Raw genomic sequence first — 14,401 nt, forward strand, 5'->3', positions numbered from 1 at the left:
TCGTTGCTCACTTCGCAGCCCGCACCTCGACGGTGCCCGTCCCGGTACGGCCGTAGCGCGAGGGATTATACATGTCCTCGACATAGGCCTGCGGCAGCACGTATTTGCCGGGCGAGACTGCGCGCACGACATAGGCGACTGTGAAGACCGACTTTGAGTCCGAGGCGCGGTCGATAGCCGAGGTGAAGCGGTCGTCGCGGAACTCGGTATCCTCAGGCTCCTCGCCGTCCTCGATCCAGTCCAGCGTACCGCTATCGCCGGACGAGACCAGCTTCGGATTGTCGATCTCGAGGCCCGCCGGCAGATAGTCCGACACCATGATGTGGCCGTACTCGGGCTTGGCCTCGGTGATCTTCAGCACCACCGCAAAGCGCTGGTTCTGCTTGACCTTGCTGATGTCGGCCGGCTTGCCGTCGAGAGTGAAGTAGTTGCGCTCGATCTTGAAGCCGTTCGACGCCGCCGGCTCCGGCGTCACGGGCGAGCCCGACACCGAGACCACCGCCTGCACCGGCGCATCGCCAGTGTTGGTGATCTTCAGCGGCTTGCCCTCCAGCGTCGCAGCCTTGTAGCTGCGATAGAGCGCAGTCTTCACCGGCTGGCCGTCGACTTCCATCGACAGGTTCTCCTTGGCGAGCGCGCGCGCCGCCAATACCAGCCAGGCATTCTCCTGCGTGGAGGTGTAGGGCGTAAGCCCGCGCGCGGTCTCGACCCGCGACACCGCCTGCGTCAGCGTCGCCTTCGGCGCGTTTCCTTCACTGGCGAGTGAGACCAGCGCCGCAGCATCACGGAGCTGCGAACCGTAGTCGGTGCGGCCGAACTCGAGTGCGGGCTTCGGCGCGAGGCTATCGAGTGCGGCGCCATAGACGCGTTCCGCGCGGTTACGATCGCCGACCAGCGCGAGCGCCGCCGCGAGCTGCGACTTCGCAATCGGCGTCGCAAGGTTGGCGAGCTTGGTGTCGGCGAGATAGCGGAGGTGTCCGATGGGAGCTGCGCCATTACGGGCAAGCACATAGAGGCCATAGGCGAGCTCCCGGCCGCCGTCTTTCTCTGGCTCGTCGGCATTGACGACGGAGTTGCGGATGCGGTCGAGCGCGTTCTTGAACAGCGCGTCCGGCACTGCAAAGCCCTTTTCGCGGGCGCGGGTCAGGAAGTCCGTGACATAGGCATCCAGCCAGGCATCGTCGCCCCCGGCCGACCACAGGCCGAACGAACCGTTCGAACCCTGGCGCGCCAACAGCCGCTCGATCGCGTCGCGGATGCGCTGGTCGACCTCGGTATCCATGGCGAGGTGCGCCCCGGCGGCGAGGTCATTGACATAGAGCAATGGCATCGCGCGGCTCGTGATCTGCTCCGAGCAGCCATAGGGATAGCGGTCGAGCGCTTTCAGGATCGTCGCCGCATCGAGCGCGGTCGACAGGCTGGCCGACACCGAGACGCTGCCGGTGCCCGGCACGAGATCGGAGAACATATCCGCGGTCAGCGTCAGGCTCTCGCCCTTCGCCAGGGTACGGATCGAGCGCCGCGCCAACACCTGCGTCGCCGCCTTGACGTCGAGCGCATAGTGACGCGCGAGCATAAGGCCGTTCGGTCCCTTGATGTCGACGTCGAGCGTCGCCTGCCCCGCGGCCGTTGCATCAATCGCCAGCGAGAACGCGTTGCGCTGCTTGGCGACAAGCTTGACCGTGATGGCGGGATTGCCAGTCATCTTCACCGGGCCGCCCGCCTTCACGTTGACGACATAGTCGCCGGCCTGGCCCTCGACATTGTCGATCTCCAGATTGACCGTGCCGCGATCACCATTGAGCAGGAACCGCGGCAGGGTCGTCGTCAGCACCACGGGATCGCGGATCACGACATCGGTGTTGGCGCGACCAAGTTTCGTGGCGGTCCACGCCACCGCCATCACGCGCGCGGTGCCGGCGAACTCCGGAATGTCGAAGCTAACTCCTGCGGTGCCGTCAGCGCCGACCGTGACGATGCCTGAATACAGGGCCAGCGGTTTTTGCGTGGGCGGCGAGCCCTGGAGCTCGCCCGCACCGGCGTCGCCGCCGGACTTGATCTGGCCGCGGGTGCCCGACATCCCATCGATGAGTTGCCCGTAGAGATCGCGGATCTCGGCGCTGAGGCGACGCTGGCCGAGATAGTAATCATCCGGCGCCGGCGGCTTGTAATTGGTGAGGTTGAGGATGCCGACGTCGACTGCGGCGATGACGACCTTGGCGTCCTCGCCCGGATTGAGCCCGTCGAGCTTGACCGGGATTTTCAGCGTCGAGTTCGGCCGGATCAGCGCCGGCGGCGTCAGCTTCACTTGCAACGTGCGAGTCTGCTTGTCGATGCCGAACCATTTCAGGCCGATCGCCCGGCCCGGCATGCGCTGGGCGGCCGCATCGAGCGGACGGCGCAGCGTCGCCACGACGTAGGCGCCGGTGCCCCAGTCCTTGCCGATCGGAAGCTTGACTTGCGCGGTGCCTTCCTTGACGTCGATGGTCTGCGTCGTCAGCAGGCGGTCGCCGAGCACGTTGATGGTCAGCTTGCCGGCGCTGCGCACATTGACCGACACTGTCATGGTGTCGCCGGAGGCGTATTGCGGCTTGTCGATCGAGGTCTCCAACAGGTCCGGCGTATCGGCGCTGCCATCAGAGTACCAGCCGACGTCGAACTGCACGGAGGTCACCGGGCCGTCAGCGTCGTTCGACTTCACATCGAGCCGATAGCGGCCGGGCTGGAGGTTCAGCGAAATCCGCGACGGCTTATCGGCGGCGATCACGACATCGCCGTCGGCGACGCGCGAGGTCGACTTGACCGGCTCGTACTCCCAGTAATTATTCTGGCGATACCACTGATAGCGCGACTCCATCTTCAGGAGCTCGTAGCGGAGGCCGTCGCGGGGGAGCGTCTTGCCCTCGGGCGAGACGAACACGACGTCGAACTCGGCCTTGTCGCCTTCGGCGACGTTCTTGTCGCCGAACAGCGGCTTGATGCCGATCATGGCGGTCGCGGGCGCGATCGGCAGCACCAGCTTGCGCTCGACGGCGCGACCGCCGGTCTCGACCATGCGGACGAAGATCTGCGCCTCCTGCGGCCGGGTCGAGGCCGGCTGCTTGTCCAGCGTCACCGGGAAGGTCGCAACGCCATTGGCGTCGGCCCCGGGCAGGTTCTCCAGCGGCGTGCGCTCGTTCGAGGTGGTCTCCTCGTCGTTGACGCCGAACTGGTAGCCGGCAAAGCCCGGACGCTCGCTCGCAGGCGCGACCAGCATGTCGCCTTCGAGCTGAAGGCCCGAGGCCGGCGCGCCATAGAGGAAATGACCGTCCGCCTTCAGCTCCACTGGAGCATTAGCTTTGATCAGCTTGTCCTTGGCGGACAAGTCGAATTCGATCCGATCGGGGACGTAATCCTCGACCATGAAGGTGGTTTCGCCGACCGAGGCGCCCTTCGGATCGGTGAAAGCGCGCGCTCGCCAGGTCCCGGTCGGGACGGCCGAGTTGAGCGGCACGGCGAGCGTGCGGCCGCCCGCGCCCTGGTCGGACAGCACGGCGCGGCGGAATTCGACGCCGTCGGGACGCTCGATCACTAGCGTGAGCGGCCCGCCGGTCACGGCATTGCCCTGTCCGTCGCGCAAGAGCGCAGTGAGATAGACGGTTTCGCTGGAACGGTAGACGCCGCGCTCGGCATAGACGAAGGCGTCGGCACCGGCCGGGACCGCGCGCCCGGAGACGCCGCGGTCGGAAAGGTCGAAGGCGCTCGTCTTGAGGCTGAGGAAGGCATAATCGGCGTTGTCGCCAGTTACGGTCAGCAGCGCCGGCGACAGCCCGCCCTCACCGCGCGCGAGCCCCGCCTCGAACAGCACGTGGCCGCTGTCGTCAGTCTTGCGGCTAGCCAAGATCTCGTTGTTGCGGGCAACCAGCCGCACCTCGGCCTTGCCGACCGGATCGGTCGAAGCCAGCGAGTTGACGAAGACGTGGATGCCGTCGTTGCCGGAATAGGCCGACACACCGAGATCGGAGACGATGAACCATTGCGTCGCGAGCTGGTAATCATCGTCGGAGCCTGGCCCCTTGGCCCCGGCGGTCATGACGTACACGCCAGGCTGAAGCTCGCCGAGCGCCTGATCGACTGGGAATGCGGTGGTGACGTCCTGGTTCAGCGTCGTCGCGGTCGCGAGCTGGCCGGACCAGACCTTGACACCGCGCTCGTCGCCGAGATCGGTGAGCTGATATTTCGACAACGTCTTCTGGAAGTCGCTGTCCACAACCGTGTTGATCAGGTTGCGGTCGCCGATCCTGAACACGTTGATGCTGACGGCGGGCGTATTGACGCTGACCACGGGAATGCCGCGCTGGCCGGTCCTCGGCAGTACATAGGCGCGGCTGGTGAAGCGCACGAAGGGTTTCCGGTCGCGCACATAAACATTGAATTCGGCCGATTTCGGCAGACCCTCCTTCACGGCCGACGGCAGCCCGGCGCGCAGGTTGATGTTGTAGCGCTCGCCATGCTTCAGCCCGTCGACGCAGAGCTGCTTACCCTCGGCCGACAGCGCCGGCCTGTCGGTGCCGGCCAACGCCAGGAACGGCGCAAAGTCGGTCCGCTTGGCCACCTCCTCAGAGAACTGGAAGCAGGCGCGCGGGCTCGCCGAATCCGAGTCCACGGTATAGTCGAGCAGCCGAAAACCATGCTCATCGCGCAGCTTTTCATACGGGCCGCGGACGTCGGCGACCTCGCGCATGTCCAGCGACAGCCGCATCGCATCCAGCGCCGGCCGCCACAGCTTGCGTTCGGCCAGCGACTTGCCGAGCGCGGCGAGCGCGTCGGCCTCCTCGCCCGAATTCCCGGCACGCATATAGGCGATGTAGGCGGCGGTCGACGCACGCTCCCAGAGGAACGTCTGCTCGCTCGAGCTCTTCGGCGAGATCTGGAAGATGACCTTGGCGAGCCGCAGCCAGTTGCCGGTATCCTCCGGCGTGATCGCCGCAATCTGCCCGAGCACCGAAAGGCCGGTGCGATAGTCGTTGCGCCGGAATGCGGCGTCGGCGTCGGTGCGCAGCGTCGCAATGGACTTGGCGACCGGTCCCGCCTCGCTCTTGATCTGGGCTTCCAGCTTGATCGCGGAATCGGCAAGATCGTCGCGCTTGAACGCCTTGTCGGCTCCTTGCGCTGCGCCAAGGCCGAGCGCCAGCGTGGCGCAGAGTGTGACGGCGCGGATCAGACCGATCATGAGGGACTCCCGGAAATCGCGGACGAGCGCCGCGGCGGCAAAATGAAGTGCGCGGAAAGGTGACGGACTCAAGGCGATGGAACCAAGGGTGCAAATCGTCGCTTCGCCATGACAACGCAAGCTCAGAGGAGACCGATCAAGATACCTCCGCGCACGTGTCCTGACGGCGCATCAATACCAGAGACCAGTCGGGGGGCGCCCGTGTCCCGGAAGCTATTCAGCGTTCCCGGAGATGTGATCCATCGTCCGTCGCGCTGCCGCTCGACCCGGCACCCTGACACGCCACCGTTCCGCTTTGTCGCCGCTCTGAGGAAAACGGTTCGGTTCAGACTTGGCGAAAGGCAAGAATTTTCCTATTGGCATGGAGGTGAACAGCCGGCCCTCAAAACCGGGGCGGCTGAAGACGGTCCCGTAGCTCAACTGGATAGAGTAGCGGATTTCTACTCCGCGGGTTGCAGGTTCGAGTCCTGCCGGGATCGCCAATAAAATCAAGTATTTAAGGCAATAATGATCGCCGATCTTGTGTTGCGCTTGTTGCACAAAATTCCTCAATAATTCCAAGGACTGCCAACAACTCCCGGCGACTCGGCGCGACACGAGGCGCAACAAGCCTGTGAATAGGTCGGATAGCGCAATGATGCTGGACCAGGTGCGCACCGTCGGTGCCACTATCCACTCGTTGATTCGCCGGAGAGGACCATGGCTGAGGAAGCCGCTTCATTTTTGAAAATGTCAGACATTGTTATCGCCGCATGCACACTGATCGGCCCCATTCTGGCCGTTCAGGCGCAGAAGTGGATTGAGGGCTATCGCGAAAAGCGGGACCGTAGATTCAACATCTTCCGCACCCTCATGGCGACACGCGCCGCCAACCTAACAGCTGCGCACGTCGAAGCGATAAATGCAGTGCCAATCGATTTCTACGGTGACAAACCGATCATCGACGCATGGGAAGAATACTTCGAGCACCTTACGAAGAGTACTGAAGTGGATGCCCTGTGGGGTCAACGCAGAATCGATCTTTTCACGAAGCTGCTGGCGGCGATCGGTCAACGAGTAGGCTATTCATTCAGCGCGGCCCAAATGAACCGGATCTATTTCCCGAATGCCCATGGGAAAATGGAGGAAGATGCAAACGCGATCAGAATCGGCATGGCGGCATTATTCAAGGGTGAGTTCAACCTTCCATTGGCGATCAAGAGCGTGGCCGGAGATCCTGCTGTCGCTGAACTGCAAATGGACTTAAACAAAAGGATGCAGGCAGCCTATGGCGAGGACGGCTCGCTTCGAGTGACGATCGAATCCGGCAAAGCAGCGGGATAGACCAAGGACCGACCGCTAATGTCAGACTACGGTTTTGCTCCGGAAGCATGCGATGTTGTTCGCAAGGATCGCCTGATTTTATACCGAGCCAAGCGATCCGAGTGGCTGCGCTTATTGGACGAAGATCCGATACACTCGATTTCGCAACAACTCAGCGCGATGCAGTGGAATGATGTTGTCTACAGGTGCTTCAACGAGGCACGTCGGCTTGCCCCCCGACAAACTCCAACGGCAGCAGTCGCGCCGATCCTGGGAGAGTTTCTCGATGTCGGCTATCTATCAACTCAAGTGCTTGCTATTTCAAAGTTGGTGGAGCGCAACGCATCGAAGCCTCAAAAAACCATCATTTCAATAAGACGACTCGTCGATGATTTAATAGATCATCGGTCACTCCTCACCCGAGAAATCTTCGTCTGCAACGATGGACTACCGTATGATCCTATGCCGGCAAGAGAGCGCTTTTACTCTGCACTAATGTCGACGCCTGGCCCCAAGGTAGGTTGGGCGTCGACGACAGGCCCGGAGGCGTGGGGTATCACGCAGAGAATGCACGCACTCTTCGATCGTTTGAGTGGCGTTGCTGCCGCGGATCGATCGCGCGACGACTTGATTCAGGTCACAGTGTTTGATGCACTATCCGCAGGGCTAGATGATCCCAGCATCAAAGGGCTGTTGCAGTTACGGCACAAGTTGATCGCCCATGCGGCCGACGCCGAGAATCGGCCGGACAATCTAGTCCACGCTAGTCTGAACCAGATTGAGGCTGCCCAAAGGATTCTCGTAAAGATCGCTCATACCGTTGGAGGCACGATCCTCTACGGAAACGGTGCGGGAGGTCTCCCTACTCCACAATTTGACCAGTTCGAACACTTAGATCAGCCTTTTGTTCGTCCGACCGATGTTGAAAAGCTGCGGACATACTGGAACGAGCAATCGGGCGTGCGAGACAAGTGGCTGCAGCACGCGGATGCTGAGATTATCGAAGGCAAGCGGCCCACATGACCCGTCATGGGCGCATCAAATCCGCAGCTCGGTCCTAATCACCGTGTGCAGCGGCTCGCTCAATTCAGTGAGCGCCCACACCAGAGCGTCCACGCGGTCCGGCGAATAGCCGACCTTGGCGCGATCGAAATCCGACGTGAACGCGCACATCTGATCTTCGAGCACATCGAATCCGCCGACGTGGTGAACCTTGCGCTGCTCGTACAGTGCAGCAATCGGCTCTGCGCGCACCACCTTGCCGCGGCTGGCATGCACCGCCTTGAAGCTCACACGCGAGTCGAGCGCTCGAATGGTCGCCTCGACCATCGCGCCACCGTTGTTGACCTCGGCTAGGATCCGGTCCGCCTTGTGGCGCCGGTAGGCGGCAATCGCCTTCGCCGCCCACTCGTGGGGCGCGTAGCGGCCAGAGCAATCTTCGAGAACGTAGATTGCTCCATCTTGAGTCACACCGGCTACAACGATGCCGGTTTCGTCCGATCCTTCGTTGTTGGACACGGCCGGATCAATCGCCACGACGATGCGGCGCAGCTCCGGTGCCGCCGAAACGCGATCGCGGTCCAGCCAATCCATTTGCCAGAGAGCGCCCGGGTTATCCGAGAGCAATTCTGCATTCAGCTCCTGTCGACCAAGGCGCGTCCCTTCATAGCGCTGGCGGATAGCCGCGAGGAACGTCGGGGCAAGGTTGGCCTCGTTCTCGAAGGTCGAGCCGCGGGTAACCAGGACGTCTTTCCCTTCCCGCGCCAATAGCTCTTTGAGCAGCTTGATCGGCCGCGGCGTCGTCGTGACCAGCCAGCGCGGGCGCTTGCCGAGGCGCAGGCCGAATTGCAGCATGTCCCAGGTGCCCTGCACGTCCGTCCACGCCGCCAGCTCGTCGGCCCATGCGGCGTCGTGCTCCGGGCCGCGCAACCGGTCAGCTTCCTCACTGGAAAAGGTCGTCGCGACGGCACCATTGGGCCAGGTCAGCCGGCGCTTGCTCGACTCGTAGATCGGCCTGTTCCACGGCGGCGCGGTGTTGAGCAGCCCTGAGACACCTTCGACCAGCGTGTCGCGCGCGTCGGCGGCAGTGGCGGCGACCAGGGCGATGCGGCCGGCCTGCCGAGTGTCGACCAGATCGTGCACCCACCCTGCCCCGGCTCGAGTCTTGCCGAAGCCGCGGCCGGCCAGGATCATCCACCCGTTCCAGTCACCCGGCGGCGGTAGCTGGCTCGGACGGGCCTTGGCGTGCCATCCGCCGTCCTCCAATGCGTCCGCCAGCGCGGCGGCTATGCTGGTCATTGGATGGGCTCCGGCAGCGGTACAGGACACGGCGGCGGCAAGGCGATGGCATCGATCACCATGGGCGCCCTGCCCCCCTCAGCCGTCTCGGCGTCAAGTTCGTGCAGGGCCGCGACCACGGCCGCGCGTGCGGCGCCGTGCGGCGCCAGGGCTCGCAGGATGGCTGCCTGCACCTTGGCGAATTGCGGGCTGTTCACGATCGCCACGTTGTTCTGAATGTTGATGGTGCCTTGCGCGATCGTGGCGATCTCGCCAGTGACCTTGCCGATCTTTTCCAGCACGCCGACAAGCTGGCCGGCCACGATCGCGGCGCCGCGGGCGTCACCCGCCTCGGTGGTGGCGGCGAGCTGCGACATGAGCATGGTGCGCACGGCCCGGAAGTGGTCGAGCACAGAGGCGCCCTCGTCGGCTGCCTTGGCTGCCAGGTCGGCCAGTTGCGCCGGCCCGACGAGATAGGATGCCTTCATTTCGGCGCTGACGTGATTGTGCCAGTGCCGGCCGATGGCATCCTTGGACAAGCGGAACTTCGTAGCCAGGCTGTCGAGCGAGGCGCCGCCTGCGCGCAGCAATTCGATTCGCCATCTTTCGTCGTGGCTGCAAACGGTGCATTTGGGGCCGGATTTCATTCGCATTTTTCCAATGTGAATTGCGCCCTCGACCTGCATCACCGGCCAGGGGCGCAACATAGGCGCATCATGTTTTAGAAAGGTACGCTAATTCAGCATATTAGCATGTGAGTAGAAGATATACAATCCGTTAGTCGGCAACGGATGTCGCGCGAGTGGGCGCGAAGGCGCTAGAAAACCGGTGCGAATTCGAAGATGCTCGCGCCGATGAACAGCTTGGAAGGCGGCAAAACATGGCTGCAAAGGCACATTGCGATCACTGCAAACAAGAGTTCACGCCGGAACAACTTGTCGTCCTCTCGCCACCCGCAGGTAAGGGCGAGATGATCTGTCAGATGTATGGAGACAAAGCTACGTCGGGCTATCGAGCAAAAGCCACGAGGTCGTAATTGATGATACATTCTCCACCTCATTTTGATGTTGAAATTCTAAATCATTGAAATGTAACGGACCGACCGGACCAAACACGGACCACGGTCCGACCGGTCTGCCGCCGGCCATACGGACCGACCGGACCGCCCCCCTATAAGGGCGGTACGGCGGTCCCGGTCCGGTCAGGTTTGGCGCGGAGGGATAGGCGGAAATTGTCCGGCGGGTGTTGCCATGGGAATTGCAGCATGGGCGTTTGCCGTCTGGTCGATAATCCGCACAAGCTGGTCCTGAACGAGGATCAATCTATTGGCGAGCAGTTTCACCTGTCGGCGGTGCAGATCCCGCATCGGCTTTGCAGCGACCGGGCTGACGCCCCCGATTTTGAAGCATTGGTCCAGCCACTCGTTCAGCGTCACTGACCGCCCCGGAAACTCCGGCCGCAGCTGACCTCTTGCCCTCAGGGCCTCGCCAAGTGCCTGCAGGGCGAGCCTGTCGTCGTCGGACAGCTTTAGCGCCTTGCCCATCATGTCGCCGCCCTCGGTCACGTCCGTGACCACGAGGCTACTCGCGGCCTTCCCATAGTCGACGCGCCTTTTCCAGCCGTCCTCGCCGTCTTTCATTTTGGCGCAAGTGAGCTTGCCTCGGACCAGCTGGCCGTCGCCCTCACGCTCCACCAGGAACATGAAATCCGAGCTGGCGCCGAAGTAAACAGACCCGAACGCGTCGCCGCTTTTGTTGACGTGATGCACGCCAATGGCGACGCCTTGCCCGATCTCCCCGAGCTGCTGAAGCCGCTCCATAAACCCGGTGATCGATTTGGCGTCGTAGAAATCCTCCCCGGGCAGCGCTCGCCCGACTGTATCGACCGCGACCACCTTGAACTGTCGACCGCTCGCGGCAATTGCCGCCTTCAGTTCCTCAAACTGCGCAGGGTCGCCAAGGTTAGTCGGCGATCGCATGAACACGAGCCGGTCAGGGTCCGCGGCGATGCCGTGATGCGCCTTGAACGCGTCGATCCGCTCGCCGAACCCCTTGCTCCCCTCGCGCGCGATCAGCAGCACGTCCCGCGGCTCGCCCGGCAGTTTGGCGCCATGCCACTCCGGCAAGCCGTAGGCCAGATGCAGCAACAGGTCGAAAAGGATGAATGACTTTCCGCCGGCGTATTCGCCGAAGATCAGCCCGACGCCTTCATCGGGGATCCATTTGTCGACCAGCCATTTCGCCGCCGGCAGCTTGCGAAGATCGGAAATGGTTTCGAATCGATAGCGCGGCGCGGCCTGCTTTGGCGGTGCGGGAAAGGGAACGACACTCATTGATTTTGCCTTCTCCAATAGTTCATGTGTGCGCCGCTCCGACCAGCGTTCAATTTTCTTGGCGTCTGACCAGGGACGACCATTCGCCAACCACTGAGCGTAGGCGGCATCGTCGAGGTCAAAATATCGATCCAGCCGCTTTTGCCGGCGGGCCTCGCGCGCATCGCGCTGCGCCTCATCTCCTGCGCGTTTCGCGCCGACCTTTGCAGCCAGCTCGTTCAAGATCGCTTCGGTGCGTGCCCAGGCGTCACCGCAGGGCTCGTAACCGCGCTCTCGCTCGCCGTGCATCACATCGACGATTAGCTGATCGAGCCAATGCTTTTCACGAGCGTAGGACCCCCACTCGTCGACCAGGGCAGCTTCGTATTGCTCCATCGTCACGGGCTGGCGGGGGTCGCCTGGGCCGAGTAGATTGTTTACGAGCAAAGGCTGCTCATACTCGTGCATCAAATCACGCCAGATGGCGAAACCCTCTGCGTTCGGCCATTGACGGTGGATGTCCCAGCCAAGCGCGAGCGGTGGTGACATTTCAGGTTCATGGCTGCCACCCCACCACCATTCGGTAAGGTCGCGGAACGCCTCGATGCTGAGCGGCGCGGATAGGCGTTCGGTCTCGTCGATTTCCAATAATGACATTGTGGACTCCTTTGTTTTGGAGCCCCACGCAACATTTATATTGCGACCGACGTCGAAGTGTGATAGCGATGAACTTGCGACAGTTTACCGAATAACTCTTCGACGCCTCAGCAATTGCCGTTGCTGGGGCGTTTTCCGTTTAGGCGGCGACTAGCTCGTTGGCGGCAAGCCACTCGGAGGCGGCAGCCTCGCTGATGCGTGTGCACTTACCGATTTTAACGATCCGCGGTCCCTTACCCTCGGCTCGCAGTCGGTAAAAAGTCGCCCGGCAAATCCGATATCGTTGGCAGAATTCATCGACGGTCAACATGCTCGCTCCTTTTGCTGAACACAAAAAATCCCGCCGCAGCTTTTCCCAAAGCCTTGGCAGGTCACTGGCAAGATCATGCGCCTGAGTTGCTAAAAGTACGTTACCGTCTCTATCGATACCGTTCCGCAACTTCTATCTCCGTGAGGCGACGGCGATCGACTATGTATTCGAATTCTCCAATTTGGCGACTGTGGTCATTTGGCGGAGCTAGTATTGCATTCGCGGGGGCGTTCGTGACAAGGAGGACTCCCCCTTCGTCAGCGGGACAATTTAAGCCCCGCGCGAACATTTCAGCGACTTTACGTTCTGACGTCCAAGAAAACCCATATGTACGATACTCGTGATTTGACCATCGCTCACCGCGATAGAGGCGCCTTGGCGGCCCGCCATACCCTGGCAGAAGATTAGCAAGCGCCGGCGCGAGAACAGGATCGATAGAGAAGCACTCACGGATCCAGAGCCCTTGATTTGTCCAAGCGGAATGGAAAGCGTGTCTAATCGAATCTTTGACCGACGGAACCTGGGCTAGATGGATCAGTAACGCGTAGAACAATGCCGGCTTTTGCCTCGCCTCCCATAGGCAGCAATTAATTGAGTCGATGTTGTCGCTGACGATGCCACGTACAAAGTCCTCGACGGTTTCGAGTGGCACAGGAGGTTTGCCGTACGGATTTGAGTTTTGCATATGATTACGTCAGCCTAGTCTTTCCCGCGCGGCGCTTTCAATCCAATCTCAATCAACTGCCGGATCGCATCGGAAACGTTGGGGATCGGCTTTTGCTTCGCGCGCCATTTGTCGATCGCTTCCAACATGCTCTCGCTGAGGCCCACGAGCTTTTTGACCGGATAGATTTCGGGACGGGGCATCGGTACTCCTTACAAATAGCGCATATGCGTTATTGACAAGCGCATATATCGCATATACGCTATTTTCGAGCTTGAGGCAACAGCCCAGCCGAATCGGAGAGCAGCATGATTAATCTTGCCACCTTCAACCCCGCCCGCAGCACGCACATCTACACTCTTCCGGGTGCTTTCTTTTCTAACGGCGGCGCCTTTATGGAATTCATCTTTGAGCGCCGCCAATACGAGGCCGCAGTGCAGACGTTCGCCAAAGAGGCGAGCCCGGCCGGCATCAGCGAATCCCTTGCAGCAGCCCGTCGGTACGGCTTCAAAATGACCAGGGCCGAAGCCCGTGAGGCTGCCGTTCACGGACTGCGCGAGAGCCTTTCGGCGCTCGGCTACAGCGAAAGCGATATCGAGTGGCACGCCGCTCGTCGGGGCCGCCGCGATCGACATTTCTACTTCATGGACGAGCGCACCGCCGCTTCGACTTGGGACGAACTGCGGAAGCGCCGGACGCATTAGCGCTTGTTGCGGGGCGGCCGGGCTTTGGCTCGTGCCGCCTTGCGCGCTTCGTACTTCCGTTCCCATTCGTCCTCAATGCGCCGCTCCTCACGGCGGCGCAGCGCCTCGCGGGCTTGCTCAAGGGCCGCGTGAGAAAGATCCGCTTGCGCCATGCCGAGCGCATTTGAAGCGGCCGGGGGCGGTCCGGTTCGGGTGACCTGAATCATCTCCCACACGTCGGCCAACGTCGATAGAAACGCCTTGCCCGGCCGATAAACTCGCAACTGACCTTTGCGCGCTCGCCGCTTCAATGTGTCGGCCGTCACGCCACTTCCGTCGGGAAAAGCGATGCGCGCCAGTTCGTCGAGCGGCCGCAGTGTTTGGTCTTTCCAGTCGGTCACCGGCAATCGGTACCATGAGCCCGACGCCTCTGATGTTGACAATCTACATAAGTATCGGTTTGCACAGGTAATTTCTGGTTGCGTTGCCGTGGCGGTTGCGTTTCAATGTCCCGATTTAGGGAGAGTTTAATGCGGCGCATAATGATGGCGGTAGCCGCGTTGATCCTGCTAAGCGATGCCGCGTGCGCGGCGACCACTCAGGACAATGCCAAACGCGCGATACTGGCCAACAAATCTCGCATGTTCAAAGACCCGGATTCGATCCGAGACGCTTCGATCGGTGCTGTCGCTTCATGTCCAAGTGGCAATGGCGACTGCGTCTGCGTCGAGCTGAATGCTCGCAATTCAATGGGCGGGATGACAGGACTTCAGATTGTTGGGATTCGCATCAATGGCTCGGCGGCCGAAGCTTTTGGCCAAATGGCGGACACATCAAAGTGCGGGAAGCTGACGCCATTCCCAGCACTGAATGGTGTTCGCCGTTGATGGCCAACCGCCTTTCACCCCTACCCATAGGCAGTAGTTCACTGCCATTTCGGACCGCTACCCATCGATAATTTGACTCTCGCCACTCGCGCGCTTCG

11 protein-coding genes and 1 tRNA gene are annotated in these 14,401 nt (G+C 61.6%); 5 read left to right on the forward strand and 7 right to left on the reverse strand.

Annotation, left to right across the window (positions count from 1 at the left end; translation table 11 throughout):
* Window positions 1-7: 7 nt before the first annotated feature.
* Window positions 8-5,212, reverse strand: a complete 5,205-nt coding sequence (locus IVA96_RS24145; protein ID WP_247419570.1) for an alpha-2-macroglobulin — start codon at window positions 5,210-5,212, stop codon at window positions 8-10.
* 405 nt (window positions 5,213-5,617) lie between these two features.
* Between IVA96_RS24145 and IVA96_RS24150 the strand changes: the two genes are divergently transcribed.
* The 3 genes from IVA96_RS24150 to IVA96_RS24160 all read left to right on the forward strand — a co-directional run bounded on the left by IVA96_RS24150 (window position 5,618) and on the right by IVA96_RS24160 (window position 7,537).
* Window positions 5,618-5,694, forward strand: a tRNA-Arg gene (locus IVA96_RS24150).
* 217 nt (window positions 5,695-5,911) lie between these two features.
* Window positions 5,912-6,535: a DUF6680 family protein gene (locus tag IVA96_RS24155; protein ID WP_247419571.1), complete on the forward strand. Its 624-nt coding sequence runs from the start codon at window positions 5,912-5,914 to the stop codon at window positions 6,533-6,535.
* Window positions 6,536-6,553: 18 nt separating this feature from the next.
* Window positions 6,554-7,537 (forward strand): hypothetical protein, encoded by a 984-nt coding sequence (locus IVA96_RS24160; protein ID WP_247419574.1) that lies wholly within the window; start codon window positions 6,554-6,556, stop codon window positions 7,535-7,537.
* A gap of 15 nt (window positions 7,538-7,552) precedes the next feature.
* Here IVA96_RS24160 and IVA96_RS24165 read toward each other — a convergent pair whose 3' ends face one another.
* The 5 genes from IVA96_RS24165 to IVA96_RS24185 form a co-directional block, all read right to left on the reverse strand.
* Window positions 7,553-8,812 (reverse strand): terminase family protein, encoded by a 1,260-nt coding sequence (locus tag IVA96_RS24165; protein ID WP_247419578.1) that lies wholly within the window; start codon window positions 8,810-8,812, stop codon window positions 7,553-7,555.
* A complete protein-coding gene (locus IVA96_RS24170) occupies window positions 8,809-9,438 on the reverse strand; it encodes a hypothetical protein (protein ID WP_247419581.1) in 630 nt (209 codons plus the stop codon). The genes IVA96_RS24165 and IVA96_RS24170 overlap by 4 nt, the downstream gene beginning before the upstream one ends.
* Before the next feature lie 554 nt (window positions 9,439-9,992).
* A complete protein-coding gene (locus IVA96_RS24175) occupies window positions 9,993-11,759 on the reverse strand; it encodes an AAA family ATPase (protein ID WP_247419584.1) in 1,767 nt (588 codons plus the stop codon).
* Window positions 11,760-11,898: 139 nt separating this feature from the next.
* Entirely contained in the window at window positions 11,899-12,069 is a 171-nt protein-coding gene (locus IVA96_RS24180) for a helix-turn-helix domain-containing protein (protein WP_247419719.1), read from the reverse strand.
* Window positions 12,070-12,768: 699 nt separating this feature from the next.
* The gene (locus tag IVA96_RS24185; RefSeq protein ID WP_247419587.1) at window positions 12,769-12,936 is read right to left on the reverse strand and encodes a ribbon-helix-helix domain-containing protein; all 168 of its coding nucleotides are present in this window, start codon (window positions 12,934-12,936) and stop codon (window positions 12,769-12,771) included.
* Between the two features lie 105 nt (window positions 12,937-13,041).
* On the opposite strand from IVA96_RS24185, the gene IVA96_RS24190 reads away from it, so the two are divergent.
* Window positions 13,042-13,437: a hypothetical protein gene (locus tag IVA96_RS24190; RefSeq protein WP_247419589.1), complete on the forward strand. Its 396-nt coding sequence runs from the start codon at window positions 13,042-13,044 to the stop codon at window positions 13,435-13,437.
* Here the strand turns inward: IVA96_RS24190 and IVA96_RS24195 are convergent.
* Window positions 13,434-13,817 carry a hypothetical protein gene (locus IVA96_RS24195; protein ID WP_247419594.1) on the reverse strand — a complete coding sequence of 128 codons (384 nt, stop codon included), beginning with the start codon at window positions 13,815-13,817 and terminating at the stop codon, window positions 13,434-13,436. The genes IVA96_RS24190 and IVA96_RS24195 overlap by 4 nt on opposite strands.
* A gap of 129 nt (window positions 13,818-13,946) precedes the next feature.
* Here IVA96_RS24195 and IVA96_RS24200 point away from each other — a divergent pair, with 129 nt between their 5' ends.
* Window positions 13,947-14,303, forward strand: coding sequence for a hypothetical protein (locus tag IVA96_RS24200; RefSeq protein ID WP_247419597.1), 357 nt, complete (start codon window positions 13,947-13,949; stop codon window positions 14,301-14,303).
* Window positions 14,304-14,401: the final 98 nt, after the last annotated feature.

Source organism: Bradyrhizobium sp. 159 (genome assembly GCF_023073795.1).
Lineage (GTDB): Bacteria > Pseudomonadota > Alphaproteobacteria > Rhizobiales > Xanthobacteraceae > Bradyrhizobium.